Origin of the sequence: Streptomyces sp. CA-278952, from assembly GCF_028747205.1 — a bacterium.
In the GTDB taxonomy this organism is placed as follows: domain Bacteria; phylum Actinomycetota; class Actinomycetes; order Streptomycetales; family Streptomycetaceae; genus Streptomyces.
The window spans coordinates 862,037-877,094 of sequence record NZ_CP112880.1; the positions used below are offsets into that span (position 1 = coordinate 862,037).

General features: G+C 72.1%; 15 protein-coding genes. 8 read left to right on the forward strand and 7 right to left on the reverse strand.

The window, feature by feature from the left end; all coding sequences use genetic code 11:
• Positions 1-41 precede the first annotated feature (41 nt).
• Both N7925_RS03705 and N7925_RS03710 read right to left on the reverse strand, forming a co-directional pair.
• Complete coding sequence (locus N7925_RS03705; protein ID WP_265598070.1) at positions 42-1,184, reverse strand: acyl-CoA dehydrogenase family protein; 1,143 nt, start codon at positions 1,182-1,184, stop codon at positions 42-44.
• Positions 1,185-1,192: 8 nt separating this feature from the next.
• Positions 1,193-2,341: a CaiB/BaiF CoA transferase family protein gene (locus tag N7925_RS03710; RefSeq protein ID WP_265598071.1), complete on the reverse strand. Its 1,149-nt coding sequence runs from the start codon at positions 2,339-2,341 to the stop codon at positions 1,193-1,195.
• Between the two features lie 207 nt (positions 2,342-2,548).
• Here N7925_RS03710 and N7925_RS03715 point away from each other — a divergent pair, with 207 nt between their 5' ends.
• Positions 2,549-3,739: a saccharopine dehydrogenase family protein gene (locus N7925_RS03715; RefSeq protein ID WP_274343014.1), complete on the forward strand. Its 1,191-nt coding sequence runs from the start codon at positions 2,549-2,551 to the stop codon at positions 3,737-3,739.
• 27 nt (positions 3,740-3,766) lie between these two features.
• On the opposite strand, the gene mmpA is transcribed toward N7925_RS03715, so the two are convergent.
• The 3 genes from mmpA to N7925_RS03730 form a co-directional block, all read right to left on the reverse strand.
• A complete protein-coding gene (gene mmpA, locus N7925_RS03720; RefSeq protein ID WP_265598073.1) occupies positions 3,767-3,910 on the reverse strand; it encodes a morphogenic membrane protein MmpA in 144 nt (47 codons plus the stop codon).
• An 81-nt stretch (positions 3,911-3,991) separates the two neighbouring features.
• Entirely contained in the window at positions 3,992-4,429 is a 438-nt protein-coding gene (locus N7925_RS03725; RefSeq protein ID WP_265598074.1) for a glutaredoxin domain-containing protein, read from the reverse strand.
• Between the two features lie 75 nt (positions 4,430-4,504).
• A complete protein-coding gene (locus N7925_RS03730; RefSeq protein ID WP_265598075.1) occupies positions 4,505-5,197 on the reverse strand; it encodes an endonuclease V in 693 nt (230 codons plus the stop codon).
• Positions 5,198-5,291: 94 nt separating this feature from the next.
• On the opposite strand from N7925_RS03730, the gene N7925_RS03735 reads away from it, so the two are divergent.
• The 7 genes from N7925_RS03735 to N7925_RS03765 all read left to right on the forward strand — a co-directional run bounded on the left by N7925_RS03735 (position 5,292) and on the right by N7925_RS03765 (position 13,602).
• Positions 5,292-5,588, forward strand: a complete 297-nt coding sequence (locus N7925_RS03735; protein ID WP_265598076.1) for a YciI family protein — start codon at positions 5,292-5,294, stop codon at positions 5,586-5,588.
• A gap of 120 nt (positions 5,589-5,708) precedes the next feature.
• Positions 5,709-6,578: an alpha/beta fold hydrolase gene (locus N7925_RS03740; RefSeq protein ID WP_265598077.1), complete on the forward strand. Its 870-nt coding sequence runs from the start codon at positions 5,709-5,711 to the stop codon at positions 6,576-6,578.
• Between the two features lie 165 nt (positions 6,579-6,743).
• Positions 6,744-7,301: a hypothetical protein gene (locus tag N7925_RS03745; protein ID WP_265598078.1), complete on the forward strand. Its 558-nt coding sequence runs from the start codon at positions 6,744-6,746 to the stop codon at positions 7,299-7,301.
• A gap of 253 nt (positions 7,302-7,554) precedes the next feature.
• Positions 7,555-7,971, forward strand: coding sequence for an SsgA family sporulation/cell division regulator (locus N7925_RS03750; RefSeq protein ID WP_265598079.1), 417 nt, complete (start codon positions 7,555-7,557; stop codon positions 7,969-7,971).
• 208 nt (positions 7,972-8,179) lie between these two features.
• Positions 8,180-9,811 (forward strand): ABC-F family ATP-binding cassette domain-containing protein, encoded by a 1,632-nt coding sequence (locus N7925_RS03755; RefSeq protein WP_274343015.1) that lies wholly within the window; start codon positions 8,180-8,182, stop codon positions 9,809-9,811.
• A gap of 240 nt (positions 9,812-10,051) precedes the next feature.
• Positions 10,052-12,451, forward strand: coding sequence for an excinuclease ABC subunit UvrA (locus N7925_RS03760; RefSeq protein WP_274343016.1), 2,400 nt, complete (start codon positions 10,052-10,054; stop codon positions 12,449-12,451).
• Positions 12,452-12,627: 176 nt separating this feature from the next.
• A complete protein-coding gene (locus N7925_RS03765; protein ID WP_265598081.1) occupies positions 12,628-13,602 on the forward strand; it encodes an acyl-ACP desaturase in 975 nt (324 codons plus the stop codon).
• A gap of 219 nt (positions 13,603-13,821) precedes the next feature.
• Here N7925_RS03765 and N7925_RS03770 read toward each other — a convergent pair whose 3' ends face one another.
• A complete protein-coding gene (locus N7925_RS03770) occupies positions 13,822-14,076 on the reverse strand; it encodes a WhiB family transcriptional regulator (RefSeq protein WP_265598082.1) in 255 nt (84 codons plus the stop codon).
• Positions 14,077-14,196: 120 nt separating this feature from the next.
• Positions 14,197-14,991 (reverse strand): VOC family protein, encoded by a 795-nt coding sequence (locus tag N7925_RS03775; protein ID WP_274343017.1) that lies wholly within the window; start codon positions 14,989-14,991, stop codon positions 14,197-14,199.
• Between the last annotated feature and the right edge of the window lie 67 nt (positions 14,992-15,058).

Here is a 15,058-nt window from a genome sequence, read left to right on the forward strand (position 1 = left end):
GCTGCCTTTCGAGGGGTGGTTGAACGAGGGGCCGCGGGGGGTCAGGCAAGCAGCGAGCGGCCGATGATCTCCTTCATGATCTCGGTCGTGCCGCCGTAGATGGTCTGGATACGGCCGTCGGTGAACGCCTTGGCGACCTTGTACTCGCTCATGTAGCCGTAACCACCGTGGAGTTGCAGGCAGCGGTCGGCGACGCGCTTCTGCAGTTCGGTGGCCCACCACTTGGCCATGGAGGCGTGGACGGCGTCCAGCACACCGTCGGAGTGGTCGACGATGCACCGGTCGAGGAAGGCCCGGGTGACGGCGCACTCGGTGGCCATCTCGGCGATCTCGAAACGGATGTGCTGGAGCTTGGAGAGCGGGCGCCCGAAGGCCTCGCGCTCCTTGACGTACCGGGTGGTGATCTCCAACAGGTGTTCGGCGGCGGCGATCCCGGCCACCGCTATGCCCATGCGTTCCTGGGCCAGGTTGGTCATCAGGTGGATGAACGCGCCGTCGCGTGTCCCGAGGAGGTTCTCCTTGGGGACGCGGACGTCGTCGAAGAACAGTTCGGCGGTGTCCTGGGACTTCTGGCCGATCTTGTCGAGGTTGCGGCCCCGCTCGAAGCCCTCCGCCCCGCGTTCGACGACGATCAGCGAGAGGCCCTTGGCCCCGCCGTCGGGGGTGGTCTTCGCGACGACGACGACCAGGTCGGCGAGGATGCCGTTGGAGATGAAGGTCTTGGAGCCGTTGAGCAGCCAGTGGTCGCCCTTGTCCTCGGCGGTGGTGCGGATGCCCTGGAGGTCGGAGCCCGCGCCGGGCTCGGTCATCGCGATCGCGGTGATGGTCGCGCCGGAGCAGAAGCCGGGGAGCCAGCGCCGCTTCTGCTCCTCGGTGGCCAGGCCGGTGAGGTAAGGGCCGATGATGTCGTTGTGCAGCCCGATCGCGAGTCCGGGGGCCCCGGCCCGGGTGAACTCCTCGGCGAGGACGGCGCTGTAGCGGAAGTCGTCGCTGCCGCCGCCCCCGTACTCCTCGGGGACGGCGAGGCCCAGCAGTCCCGCGCGTCCGGCGGCGAGCCAGGCGTCGCGGGAGACGATGCCGTCCTGCTCCCACTGCTCGTAGTACGGGAGGACCTCCTTGGCCAGGAAGGCCCGGACGGTCTCGCGGAAGGCGTCGTGCTCCTCGGTGAAGATCTGCCGTTGCACGGGGGCTCCTAGTAGGTGTCGGGTGAGTCCGCGGGCCGCAGCGCGGGGACGTCCCAGTCGGCGGCGACGGCGGCCGTGTCGGCGCCGGGCAGGGCGGGCCCGCCGCGAACGGAGACGGGGGTGACCGAGAAGCGCGGGGCGGGGGCGGGCTGGGTGAGGCCGCTGTGCTCGACGAAGGTGGAGCGGGCGGCAAGGTGCGGGTGGTGCGGTGCTTCGGTGAGCGAGAGCACGGGGGCCACGCAGGCGTCGGTGCCGTCGAAGACCTCCGTCCACTCGGCGCGCGTGCGGGTCAGGAAGCGCCCGGTGACGGCGGCGCGCAGCTCGTCCCACCGGGCGAGGTCCCACCGGTCGGGGAAGGCGTCCGCGATGCCCAGGAGGCCGGCGAACTCCGCGTAGAACTTCTCCTCCAGCGGGCCGACCGCCATGTGGCCGCCGTCGGACGTGGCGTAGGTGCCGTAGAACGGGCAGCCGCCGTCGAGGAGGTTCGTGCCGCGCCGGTCCTGCCAGCTCCCGGCGGCCAGCATGCCGTGGATCATCGTGGCGAGGTGGGCGGCGCCGTCCACGATGGCGGCGTCGACGACCTGCCCCTCACCGTGGGCGCGGGCGTGCTGGAGGGCGGCGAGGACGCCGACGACGAGGTAGAGCGAGCCGCCCGCGTAGTCGCCGAGCAGGTTGGCGGGGGCCACGGGCGGCTCGTCCGGCTTGCCGATCATGGACAGGGTGCCGGTGAGCGCGAGGTAGGCGATGTCGTGTCCGGCGCGCTCGGCGAGCGGCCCGTCCTGGCCCCAGCCGGTCATCCGGCCGTAGACGAGCTTCGGGTTCCGGGCGAGGCAGGCGTCGGGTCCGACGCCGAGGCGTTCGGCGACGCCGGGGCGGTAGCCCTCGACCAGAATGTCGGCGCGTTCGACGAGGTCCAGCACGCGGGCCGGCCCCTCGTCGCTCTTGAGGTCCAGGAGGACGGAGCGCTTGTTGCGGTTGGTGAGGTCGGAGGCGGGGTCGATGCCGAGCCCCGCGCCGCCGGGCCGGTCCACGCGTACGACGTCGGCCCCGAGGTCCGCCAGCAGCATCGCGGCGAACGGCCCGGGTCCGATGCCCGCCAGCTCGACGACGCGGACACCGGTCAGCGGACCGTGCCCGGGCCTTGGACCTTTGGCCATCTGTGAGCCCCCAGAGGTATGACACAACCGATGTAACATCAGTGATGCTAAGAACGCGCCCCGCTCCGCACAACCCCTCGGGCCGAGCAAGCGCTTAGTTCTTTCTCTCGATCCTCTCGCATCCGGCCGCCCGGCCGGGCGCCGCCACGTCGCTCTCCGCTACCCTCTGCCCTGCCACGTCGGCACCGGCTCGCAGTGGAGGTACTCGTGAACAGGCAGAACGACGCGACACGCCCCTTGGACGTCGTCCTCTTCGGTGCCACCGGCTTCGTGGGGACGCTCACGGCCGAGTATCTGGCGGCCCACGCCCCCGCCGGCCTGCGCTGGGCGCTGGCCGGCCGCAGCCGGGCCAAGCTGGAGGGGCTGCGGGAACGGCTCACCGCGATCGCACCCGGCTGCGCGGAGCTGCCGCTGCTGGAGACCGACGCGGACGACGCGGAGGCCCTGGCCGAACTGGCCGCCTCCACCCGGGTGGTGGCCACGACGGTGGGGCCGTACATCCGTCACGGCGAGAAGCTCGTCGCCGCCTGCGCGGAGGCCGGGACGGACTACGCGGACCTCACCGGCGAGGCGGAGTTCATCGACCGGACGTATCTGGAACACGACGCACGGGCCCGCGAGACGGGGGCGCGCATCGTGCACGCCTGCGGCTTCGACTCCGTCCCCCACGACCTGGGGGCCTACTTCACCGTCAGGCAACTGCCGGAGGACGTCCCCCTCACCGTCGACGGCTTCGTCCGCACCGACGCGGTGTTCTCCGGCGGGACGTTCGCCTCGGCACTGACCGCGATGGGGCGGGGCCCGCAGCTGCTGGCCGCCGCCCGGGAACGCCGGCTGCACGAGCCGCGCCTGGTGGGCCGACGGGTCCGCACCCCGGCGGGCCCCCCGCACTTCAGCGGCTCCGTCGGCACGTGGGCGCTGCCGCTGCCGACGGTGGACCCGACGATCGTGGGCCGCTCGGCCCGGTCCCTGGAGCGGTACGGTCCCGACTTCCGCTACCGGCACTTCGCCTCGGTCAAGACCCTGCCGATGGCCCTCGGGGCCCCGGTGGCGATCGGCGCGCTGGTGGCCGCCGCGCAGGTGGAGGGCGCCCGGGAGTGGCTGATGGGGCGTTACGAGCCGGGGCAGGGGCCGGACGAGGAGCGCCGCGAGCGGAGCTGGTTCACCATCCGCTTCGTCGGCGAGGGCGGTGGACGGCGCGTCTTCACCGAGGTGTCGGGCGGCGATCCGGGTTACGGCGAAACGGCGAAGATCCTCGCCGAGTCGGCGGTGTGCCTGGCCCTGGACGAGCTGCCGGAGACCTCCGGGCAGGTGACCACGGCGGTGGCCATGGGCGACGCGCTCCTGGACCGGCTGACGGCGGCGGGACTGCGGTTCCGGGTAGCGGCGGTGCGGTAGCCGACGCCCGGGGGCGACCGGAGGCGTCTAAAAAATCCAGTCGGCCAGCGTGTAGAGCATCGCGCCCAGCCAGACGAGGCCTGCGGCGCTCCCGAGGAGCATGCCGAGGGCCATACGGCGCTGAGCGGGGTCGAAGGGCGCGGTGCGGACTGCTGCGCGAGAGGCGTTCATGCGTTCTAGCCTGCCCAGCTGTGCTGATCTACGCCATCCGTACGGGTACTCAGTTGCAGGACTGTTCCACGCCCGGGACCGTCACGCGGCAGGCGGCAGCTGTTCGCGTACCCACGACGGGTCCGGATTGGTGTGCGGCCTCTCCGCCACGAAGACGGTCGGCACGGTCTCGTCGCCGCCGTTGGCCGCCCGCACCTCGGCCGCCCCCGCGGGATCACGCCAGATGTCGACCCAGTGCAGCCGGGAGGCGTCGCGGCCCAGCCGGAGGCGGAGCCGCAGACAGTACGTGCAGCCCGGGCGCCAGTAGACGACCGGGCGGCCGTCGGCCGCGCTGCGCCGCCGGGCCTCGGCGGCGGGGACCGGCCTCGGGAAGACCAGGGGCGAGGTCATCCCGGCGAGGAGCACGAACAGCACCAGGAGTACGACCGCCAGGACGGGGTCGCCGCCCCGGGCGAGCCCCGCCGCGACGGCGGCACCGCTGAGCAGCAACAGGACCGGCAGCATCCACACACGCGTCATGAGGACGCACGCTATCCCCGCGCGCCCCCCGCCCATGGAGGCGGGTCGCCCGCCCGGGGGCCCTGGAGCCCCGCCTCAGGCGGTCGCTTCCCGCAGGGTCTGCCGGCACAGGGCGTCCGCCCGGCGGGTGCTCTCCGGCTGGCGGTACCGGCCGGCGAGGCGGAGGGTGTGGGCGCAGGCGTTGTCGAGGCTGATGCGGTGGCCCACCGAGACGAACACCGGGTTGGTGTTCTCCTGGGTGCGCAGCGCCCGGCCGACCACCTCTTCGCCGTCCAGCAGCGGCGAGAAGTCGCCGCGCCGGGGGCCGGGGGCCTCGTACGTGAACGTGAACGGGTTCTTGCCGACGCCGATCACCGGCAGCCCGGTCAGCACGCCCAGGTGGCTGGCGAGCCCGAAGCGGCGCGGATGCGCCAGACCGTAGCCGTCGCAGATCACGAGGCCCGGGTCGACGCTCAGCCCCTCCAGCGCCTCCAGCGCCGTCGGGATCTCCCGGAAGGCCAGCAGCCCGGGGACGTACGGGAAGGTGATCCGGCCGACGGCGGTGGCCTCGTCGACCGTCTCCAAGGTCACGGCGTCCAGCACCACGGCCGCCGCGACGACGACATCCTTCACGTCGTCGTAGGCCACGTCCACCCCGGTGACCAGCCCGGTTCCGGGCTCCGGTCCCGCCTCGTCCAGGATCACCCGGCCGCGCAGCCGGTCCTGGATCTCCCGGCCCTCGGCTTCGTCGGCGGGGGTCTCGTGGGCGGGGGTGGGGGAGGTCGTCATGTCCGGAAGCTTATGCGGTGAGGGGGCGGCGCCCGTTACGCGGTGTGCGGTGGGGCCCCGGAACGGGCGGCCTGAATCCCGTAGCCTGATGATCATGTTCGTACTCGAATTGACCTACACGGCTCCGGTCGAACGCGTCGACGCCCTGATGCGGGAGCACATCGCCTGGCTCGACGAGAGTTACGCGGCGGGCGTCTTCATCGCCTCGGGCCGCAAGAACCCGCGGGACGGCGGAGTGATCCTGGCCGTCGGGGAGGACCGGGCGGCGATCGAGGAGATCGCGGCGGCCGACCCGTTCGCCGAGCACGGTGTGTGCGCCTACCGGATCACCGAGTTCATCGCCACCAGGACGGCGCCCGGACTCGCTCCGTACCAGCAGCGGTTGCCGTAGCGGGCGGTCGGGCCCGCCCGGTACGGGTCCGCCCGGTACGGGTCCGCCCGGTACGGGTCCGCCCGGTACGGGTCCGGACGCGACCGATGAGTTCTCGCGGCGGGGCCGGTCTGCACGGGTATGGAAACGCACACACTCAAGACAGCCGGCGCCGACCTCGTCCACGACGTTCGCGGACCCCTGCCGACCGCTGACGGCCGCCCGCCGTTGTTCATGATCGGGCAGCCGATGGACGCCACCGGATTCGTCGCGCTCGCGGCACGGTTCCCCGGGCGGACCGTGGTGACCTACGACCCCCGGGGGCTCGGCCGCAGCATCCGCAAGGACGGGCGGACCGACCACACGCCCGAGACCCATGCCGACGACGTGCACGCCGTCATCGAGGCTCTCGGGACCGGGCCGGTCGAGATGTTCGCCAGCAGCGGCGGAGCCGTCACCGCTCTCGCCCTCGTGGCGCGCCACCCCGGCGATGTGACCACCCTCGTCGCACACGAGCCCCCGCTCATCACCCTCACCCCGGACGGCCCGGCGGCCGTCCGGGCGCGGGCCGGGGTCCGGGACGCGTACGAGAGGCAGGGGTGGGGGGCCGGGATGGCCGCGTTCGTGGCGATGACCTCGTGGGAGGGCGAGTTCACCGACGCGTACTTCGCACAGCCCGCGCCCGATCCCGCCACGTTCGGCATGCCCACCGAGGACGACGGGACGCGCGACGACCCGCTGCTGTCCGACCGGTCGTGGGCGATCAGCGACTACCGGCCGGACGTCGACGCCATCGCCGCGGCCGCCACCCGCGTGGTGATCGCCGTGGGCGAGGAGTCCCGGAACGTGCAGACCGGGCGGACGTCCGCCGCGACCGCCGAACTGCTCGGGCAGCGGGTGACCGTCTTCCCCAGCCATCACGGCGGCTTCCTCGACGGGGAGTTCGGCTATCCGGGCAAGCCGGACGAGTTCGGGCAGCGGCTGCGGGAGGTGCTCGACGGCGCCTCGTAGGGCCGCGCCCGGCCCCCGGCCGGGCCCCGGCCGGGCCGGCTCCGCCCCTGCCACCGGCATCCCGGCGTGCGACGGCCGGGGTGCGCGACGACCTGCCGCCCGGCTCCGGCACCACGAAAGCGGCCAGACCCGAAACCTGGCCGGAGCCTCCTCGTTGCGCGGGGTATGGCACGCAAACAAGCAGACCCGACCGCCCGGCGGGCACGGGAGGCGGCCCGCCGGGCGGCAGCCGCGCAGCGCATCGGGCCCCAGCCGCTCAGAACACCGCGCCCGCGGCAGCCGAAGTTCCTGTTCGACCTCAAGCCGCCCGGGGCCTTCTACACCGACTGGGACTTCCCCGTCGGCACGGACACCGGGGTCATGGGCCGGGTCATCGACGACTTCGGGGCCGACTCCGTCGAGGCCGCCACCATGCGGATCCTGTTGCACTTCCGGCGGATCTACGGTCCGAACATCCCGCTGGGCGCGATCGGGCAGCTGGAACTCCTGCTGGACGAGACGGATCTGCTGACGCGGCTCTCCCCCGCGGAGGGCGTCACCGCCGACGATGCCCGTAAATCGGTGCATTCCCTGCACGCCCACGGCCTGATCCTCATCGCCGACGACGGTTCCCTGTGGAGGACGATCCCTCCGGGAACCCCGAACTCCGCGCCGGGCGGGCGGTGGTCGTTCGTGGAACAGCAGGTCCAGGCACCGGCGGAACGCACCGACGCGACCGTCTGACCTCACGCCGTCCGGCCCCGGGGTCCGGGCGCGGCCGCGCGTGTGATCGTGGCCGCGCCCGGCCCATTCGGCCCATCCGGGGTGCGTCGCCGCCGAACGGGCAGGAGAGCAGGGGTGCGCGAGGTGCGGGCGGGACGACCGCCGGGAGCCGGTGACGCAGCTCACGCCGCGCGCCGGTGCACGAAACGAGGAGTTCCGTCGTCTACTCCAGTGCCGGGAACCGTTCATCCGGCCGCGCGAGAGGGAGCAGGTCTTGTCCAGCGTTATCGAGCAGTCCGTGCAGGCCCGCATGGTCGCGTCCGCACCGCGGATGGAGACCCTGCCCGCCACTCTTCAGTACGACCGCCAGTACCCCTTCGCCGTACGCATGGCGTTCCCGGCCCCGGCGACCCTGGAAGGCACCGAGGTGTCCTGGGAGTTCTCCCGCGAGCTGCTGACCACCGGGGTGGACTCCCCCGCCGGGGAGGGCGACGTACGCGTACGGCCGTTCGGGTACGAGCGGACTGTGCTGGAGTTCCACGCCCCCGAGGGCATCGCCATGGTCCATGTGCGCACCGAGGAGCTGCGGCGTTTCCTCCAGCGGGCGCAGGAGCTCGTTCCGATGGGCGACGAGCACCGGTATCTGGACCTGGACCGGAGTCTGACCGATCTGCTCGGCGGTCCTCGCTGACACCGTAAATCCGGTTGCCGGGCCCACGCCCCCGGCCCTACCTTCGTGACGGTTCCTGTTGTCGTCGATCGGAGTGGGACGTTGCTGATCTGAGGTCCTGCGCACACCGTGCAGCGCCCGCCGCGCCTTGCCGCGGCCGGAGCGCCCGTGTGCGATCTCAGCTTCCGCCGGCCGTCCCTGTCGTTCCGACGTACAACGGGAGATCCGTATGCCTACCACCGATACCCACATCAGCTGTGCCTCCCTCGCCTTCTCCTGGCCCGACGGCAGCGAGGTCTTCACCGGCCTCGATCTGACCGTGGGGCCGGGCCGCACCGGTCTCATCGGCCTCAACGGCTGCGGCAAATCGACCCTGTTGCGCCTGATCGCCGGTGACCTCGCCCCTCAGTCCGGTGTGGTCAGGACCCGTGGCGCACTCGGCTACCTTCCGCAGAACCTGATCCTGGACACCGCGCTGCGGGTCGACGAGGTGCTCGGCGTCGCCGACCGGCGCAGGGCGCTCGACGCGGTCGAGTCGGGCGACGTCCGGCCCGAGCACTTCGCGGTGATCGGCGACGACTGGGACATCGAGGAACGCTCCCTCGCCACCCTGGACGGACTCGGCCTCGATCACATCGGGCTCGACCGCGCCATCGGGGAGATGTCCGGCGGCGAGTGCGTCCTGCTGCGGCTGGCCGCGCTGCTGCTGGAGCGGCCCGGGGTGCTGTTGCTGGACGAGCCGACGAACAACCTGGACGCGTACGCCCGGCGGCGGCTCTACGACGCGGTCGACGCCTGGACCGGCGCGCTGCTCGTCGTCAGCCACGACCGAGAGCTGCTGGAACGGGTGGACCGGATCGCGGACCTGCGCGAGGGTGCGGTCACCTGGTACGGCGGGAACCTGTCGGCGTACGAGGAGGCGCTCGCCCTCCAGCAGGAGGCGGCGCAGCGCATGGTGCGCGTCGCCGAGTCGGACGTACAGCGTCAGAAGCGGGAACTGGCCGACGCCCAAGTGAAGTTGGCTCGACGCAAGCGCTACGGGCAGAAGATGTGGGACACCAAGCGCGAGCCCAAGGTCGTCATGGGGCAGCGCAAGCGCTCCGCGCAGGAGTCGGCCGGCAAGCACCGCATCCTGCACACGGAGCGGCTGGTCGCGGCCAGGGAGCGTCTCGGCGAGGCGGAGCTGGCGGTGCGCGAGGACGAGGAGATCCGGGTCGAGCTGCCGGGGACCCGGGTCCATCCGGGCAGCGAGGTGCTGCTGCTGCGCGATCCGGTGCCGCCCTACGGCCCGGCGCTGCGGGGCGAGTTGATGGTGCGGGGTCCCGAGCGGATCGCGCTGACCGGCCGCAACGGGGCGGGCAAGACCGCACTGCTCCGGTTGATCGCGGGGCAGCTGACGCCCGTCTCGGGCGAGGCGACCCCCTTGGTCGCGACCGGGTTCCTGCCGCAGCGGCTGGACGTGCTGGAGGACGCGTCGTCGGTGGTGCGGAACGTGGCACGGTCGGCCCCCGACCGCACGGACAACGCCGTACGGGCGCGGCTGGCCCGCTTCTTGTTCAAGGGGGCGGCGGCGGACCGCCCGGCGGGGACCCTTTCGGGCGGGGAGAGGTTCCGGGCGACGCTGGCGATGCTGCTCCTGGCCGACCCGCCGCCCCGGCTGCTGCTGCTCGACGAGCCGACGAACAGCCTCGATCTGGCGAGCGTACGGCGGCTGACCGAGGCGCTGGAGGCGTACGAGGGGGCGTTGATCGTGGCGAGCCACGACGTGCCCTTCCTGGAGTCGATCGGGATCACCCGCTGGCTCCGGCTCGACGGCGGGCTGTCGGACACGACGGCCCGGGCGGTGCGCGAGGGCCGCTGAGGCGGTGCGTGGGTGATGAGGGCGCGGCCACGGCGGAGAGCCCCTGGCGAGGCCGGTCCGGGAGCGGAAGCGGGACGCCTGCGGCTCCAGCCGACCTCGTTCGCCAGGCTGTCGACGCCCGCCCGTCCCCGGCCGGCCAGGATCAGAGCGCGTCCTCGGATCGCCCTCCCCGGATCCGCCCTCGGATCGTCCAGGAAAAGAGGACAGAAGCTGTCGGGTATCCCGCCTAGCGTCGCGCTCATGGATCGCTTCCCCGAGCGCGACGCGGAGCCGTACGCCCCTGGCTCCGCGCACCGCGACATCGTCATCACCGGCGCGCGCGAGAACAATCTGCGCGACGTCTCCCTCCGGATCCCCAAGGGCCGTATCACCGTCTTCACCGGTGTGTCCGGTTCGGGCAAGTCGTCGGTCGTCTTCGACACCATCGCCGTGGAGTCGCAGCGGCAGCTGAACGAGACCTTCACCTCGTTCCTCCGCAACCGGCTGCCGAAGTACGAGCGGCCGCACGTCGCGTCCGTGGAGGACCTGTCGGTGGCCATCGTGATCGACCAGAAGCCGCTGGGCGGCAACGTCCGCTCCACGGTGGGCACGGCGACCGACATCTGGTCGGTGATCCGGGTGCTGTTCTCCCGCTGCGGGACCCCGAGTGCGGGCGGGGCGACCGCGTACTCGTTCAACGATCCCAGCGGGATGTGCCCGGAGTGCGACGGGGTGGGGCGCACGGTCCAGCTGGATCTCGACCGGGCGATCGACTGGTCGAAGTCGCTGAACGAGGGGGCGCTGCTGCTGCCCGGTCTGACGGTGGGCAGCTGGGAGTGGAATCTGTACGGGGGTTCGGGGCGGTTCGACAACGATCTGCCCCTGGCCGAGTTCGGCGAGGAGGAACGGCGGACCCTGCTGCACGGTTCGGGCTTCACCGTCCGCCTCGACATGCGGACCGGCGCGGCCGACATGCGGTTCGAGGGGGTCGTGACGCGCTTCGAGCGCCTCTACCTCAAGCGCGACACCGCCTCGCTGTCGGAGAAGCGGCGCGAGGCGGCCGCCCGGTTCACCGTGGAGCGGGTGTGCGGGGCCTGCGCCGGGGCACGGCTGAACGCGGCGGCGCTCGCCACCCGGATCGACGGTCTCTCACCCGCCGACTACGGCCGGATGGAGGTCTCCGAACTCGTCGGCGTCCTGGAACGGATCGTCGATCCGGTGGGCGGGCCCATCGCCGCCGCGGCCCGGGAACGGCTGGAGCGGCTGGCCGGCATCGGGCTCGGGTATCTGAGCCTGGACCGGGAGACCACGACCCTGTCGGGGGGCGAGGGCCAGCGGCTCAAGATGGTGCGGCACCTGGGCAGTTCGCTCACCGGGCTGACATTCGTCTTCGACGAGCCCAGCGTCGGCCTGCATCCGCGCGATGTCGGGCGGCTGGGCGATCTGCTGGTGCGGTTGCGCGACAAGGGCAACACGGTACTGGTGGTCGAGCACGACCCGGATGTGATGGCCGTCGCCGACCATGTCGTCGACATGGGGCCGCGGGCCGGGGCGGACGGCGGTCACGTCGTCTTCGAGGGGACCTTCGAGCGGCTGCGCGATGCCGACACGCTCACCGGCCGCGCGTTGCGCGGCCGCACCCCCCTCAAGGAGACCGTCCGCTCCCCCACCGGCCGGCTCCCGGTGTACGGCGCCGACCTGCACAACCTCAAGGGCCTGGACGTGTCGTTCCCCACCGGGGTGCTGACCGCGGTGACGGGGGTGGCGGGATCCGGGAAGTCGACCCTGGTGTCGCGGGTGTTCACGGCGGCGTACCCGGAGGCGGTGGTGATCGACCAGAGCGCGATCACGGCCTCGTCGCGCTCCACCCCCGCCTCGTACATCGGCGCGCTGGACGCCATCCGCAAGGTGTTCGCCCGGGAGAACGGCGTGGACGCGGGGCTGTTCAGCTTCAACTCCGCCGGGGCCTGCGCGGGGTGCTCGGGGCGTGGAGAGATCTCGACCGATCTGGCGTTCATGGACCCGGTCACCACGACCTGTCCGGCGTGCGAGGGCCGCCGCTTCCACGACGATGTGCTGAAGCACCGGGTCGCCGGCCGGTCGATCGTGGACGTCCTGAACATGACGGCGGCGCGGGCGGCCGGGCTGTTCGAGGATCCGGTGCTGCTGCGGAAGCTGCGCGCCCTCGACGCGGTCGGCCTCACCTACCTCGCCCTGGGGCAGCCGCTCTCCTCCCTGTCGGGCGGTGAGCGTCAGCGGATCAAGCTCGCCACCCAGCTGCACCGCACCTCCAGCGTGTACGTTCTGGACGAGCCGACGACCGGGCTGCACCTGGCGGACACGGGCACGCTGGTGGGTCTGCTGGACCGGCTGGTCGACGCGGGGAACACGGTCATCTGCGTGGAGCACAACCTGGATGTGGTCAAGCGGGCGGACTGGGTGATCGACCTCGGTCCGGACGGCGGCAAGGGCGGCGGGGAGCTGGTCTTCGAGGGAACGCCCGCCGGTCTGCTCGCTCATCCGGCATCGGTCACCGGCCGCTATCTGCGCCGGGACCCGGGGGTGGGACCACGCCCGGGCGCCGGGGTGGAACGACCTCGGGACCCAGGGGTGGAACGACCTCGGAGCCCAGGGGTGGAGCAACCCGTTCCGGAACGGTGAGACGAGGCCCGGAAGGGCCCGGGGAGGCCCATCGCGCACCCCCTCACCAGGCCGGATGACTCCGTGTGTCCGGCCACTCCCGGGGATGGGCTTGGCTTTGGCCTTACCGTCGCCTTAACCTACGGTCACGTAACCTACGAAGCCGTAGGTAATTCTCCCGTCCCCAGGAGCTCCCCGTGACGATCGCCTCTCCCCACCTCGGCAGTTCGAAGGCGTGGACCGACGCCCAACTGCTGTACGCGCTGGAAGAGGTGGTGGAGAAGGAACTCAACCGCCATCTCAAGGTCGCCAAGGACTGGATGCCCCACGAGTACGTCCCCTTCTCCGACGGCCGGAACTTCCCCGGCGTCTTCGAGGACGGCGAGGCGTGGTCGGCCGACCAGTCCAAGGTCACCGACATCGGCAAGATCGCCCTCGTGGTGAACCTCCTCACCGAGGACAACCTCCCCAGCTACCACCACGAGATCGCCTCCCTCTTCGGCCGCGACGGCGCGTGGGGCACCTGGGTGCACCGCTGGACCGCCGAGGAGGGCCGCCACGGCATCGTGATGCGCGACTACCTGCTCACCTCGCGCGCCGTGGACCCGGACAAGCTGGAGCAGTTCCGCATGGCGCACATGGCGGAGGGCTTCGAGTCGGACAACCGGCACTCGATGCTGCACTCCGTCGCGTACGTCGCCTTCCAGGAGCTGGCCACCCGCGTCTCGCACCGCAACACCGGCCACCAGTCCGGCGACCCGGTCTGCGACCGGATGCTGGCCCGGATCGCGACCGACGAGAACCTCCACATGGTCTTCTACCGCAATCTCCTGGGCGCCGCCTTCGAGCTGGCCCCGGACCTGACCATGCAGGCCGTGCGCGACGTCGTCGTCGACTTCCGGATGCCCGGACACGGCATGCCCGGCTTCGAGCGGGCCGCCGCGCAGATGGCGATCGGCGAGATCTACAACATGCGCATCCACCACGACGACGTGATCCAGCCCGTGCTGCGCTTCCTGAAGGTGATGGACATCGACGGGCTCGGCCCGGAGGGTGCGAAGGCCCAGGAGGAGCTCGGTCTGTACATGGGCGGGCTGGACAGCGAGGCGTCGAAGTTCGACGAGAAGCTCGCCGCCCGCAAGGCCCGGATGGTGGCGCGCGGCCGCGCCTGATCCCACCCCTGGCCGGTGACGCGATCCGGGCGTCGCCCGCGTGGGCGAGCAGCCCGGGGAGTGAGCCGGCGGGACTCGCTCATGCGCCCCACGTGGGGCAGTGGTTCGAGCGCGTCGAGCAGGGCGGCGACGAGGACGGGGGGTGCGTCGGTCATGGCCCGATCGCGCTGGGCCCGCCCCGGACACCCCAGGGGTTTACGGTGCGTGCGAGGGGCGCGGTCAGCCCCGGTCGCGGCCCTCTCTGCGCAGCTGCTCGCGCTCCTTCTCCGACAGCCCGCCCCAGACGCCGAACCGCTCGTCGTTGGCGAGGGCGTACTCCAGGCAGGCCAGTCGGCCTTCGCAGGCGTTGCACAGCTGCTTGGCCTCGCGGGTCGAACTGCCCGGGGCCGGGAAGAAGAACTCGGGCCCGGCCTGCGCGCACAACGCGGACTCCTGCCAGGCGAGCGCGTCGTCGGTCACGGTGTTGATCAGCATGGTGCACACGGTGCCCGGTGGCGATAAACGACTGATCAACGATTCATCAATGCGCACCGGGGGTGGCGGCCACGGAGCGCTCGTCGGAGCCTCCGGGGCCGCGGTCCCCGCCCGTGGTGGCTACTGCCTCGGCTCGGGCCTCATGACCGCGAAGACCGCCCCGTAGGGATCGGCGACGTTGGCCATCTTGCCGACGCCGGGTACGTCCATGGCGGCCAGGGTCTCCGTGCCGCCGAGCCGCTTCGCCCCGGCCACCGTGGCGTCGACGTCGGCCACGGCGAAGTACGGCAGCCAGTGCGGGCCCCGGGCGGCCTCGGACGGGACGTCGCCCATCCGGACCAGGCCGCCGAACGACGCGTCCGGGCCGGCGCCGGCCGGGTGGACGGTGGTGTAGGTGTAGTCGGTGCCCTCCACCTGCAACTGGTCGGTCCCCCAGCCGAAGACGGTTCCGAAGAAGGCGGCCGCCGCCGGGACGTCGGAGGTGTACAGCTCGGCCCAGAGGAACGAGCCGGGCTCCTGGACGACGCCGAAGCCGGGGTGCGCCTTCGGCTGCCAGGCGCCGAAATACGCCCCGGCCGGGTCCGTGAAGCCGCCCATGCTGCCGAGGTCCAGGACGTCCATCGGCTCGAACGCGGCCCGGCCGCCCGCCCGCTCCACCGCCGCGGCGGTGGCGACGATGTCGGGCGACTGGAAGGAGACCGACCAGGCGCTGGGCGACTCCTCCTCCGACACCGTCATCACCCCGCCGACGTACCGGCCGTCCAGGGTGAGCATTCCGTAGCCGCCGACCTCGGGGCCGCCGGGGACCAGGCCCCACCCGAACAGCTCCCGGTAGAAGGCGGTGGCCCCGTCGAGATCGGGGGTGCCGAGATCGACCCAGTTGGGCGCTCCGTCGAGGAAGGTGGGGCTGATCATGGCCTGCTCCTCAGTCGGTCCGGGGTATCTGGCTCGTCCGGTGCTGCCGCGTGGTTCCTCTCGTTCC

Bases quoted from the DNA above. Each gene is read 5' to 3' on its own strand.
- N7925_RS03710 (WP_265598071.1), bottom strand. From the start codon at position 2,341: ATGGCCAAAGGTCCAAGGCCCGGGCACGGTCCGCTGACCGGTGTCCGC.
- N7925_RS03735 (WP_265598076.1), top strand. From the start codon at position 5,292: ATGTTCGTACTCGAATTGACCTACACGGCTCCGGTCGAACGCGTCGAC.
- N7925_RS03725 (WP_265598074.1), bottom strand. From the start codon at position 4,429: ATGACGCGTGTGTGGATGCTGCCGGTCCTGTTGCTGCTCAGCGGTGCC.
- mmpA (WP_265598073.1), bottom strand. From the start codon at position 3,910: ATGAACGCCTCTCGCGCAGCAGTCCGCACCGCGCCCTTCGACCCCGCT.
- N7925_RS03760 (WP_274343016.1), top strand. From the start codon at position 10,052: ATGGATCGCTTCCCCGAGCGCGACGCGGAGCCGTACGCCCCTGGCTCC.
- N7925_RS03755 (WP_274343015.1), top strand. From the start codon at position 8,180: ATGCCTACCACCGATACCCACATCAGCTGTGCCTCCCTCGCCTTCTCC.
- N7925_RS03740 (WP_265598077.1), top strand. From the start codon at position 5,709: ATGGAAACGCACACACTCAAGACAGCCGGCGCCGACCTCGTCCACGAC.
- N7925_RS03775 (WP_274343017.1), bottom strand. From the start codon at position 14,991: ATGATCAGCCCCACCTTCCTCGACGGAGCGCCCAACTGGGTCGATCTC.
- N7925_RS03730 (WP_265598075.1), bottom strand. From the start codon at position 5,197: ATGACGACCTCCCCCACCCCCGCCCACGAGACCCCCGCCGACGAAGCC.
- N7925_RS03745 (WP_265598078.1), top strand. From the start codon at position 6,744: ATGGCACGCAAACAAGCAGACCCGACCGCCCGGCGGGCACGGGAGGCG.
- N7925_RS03770 (WP_265598082.1), bottom strand. From the start codon at position 14,076: ATGCTGATCAACACCGTGACCGACGACGCGCTCGCCTGGCAGGAGTCC.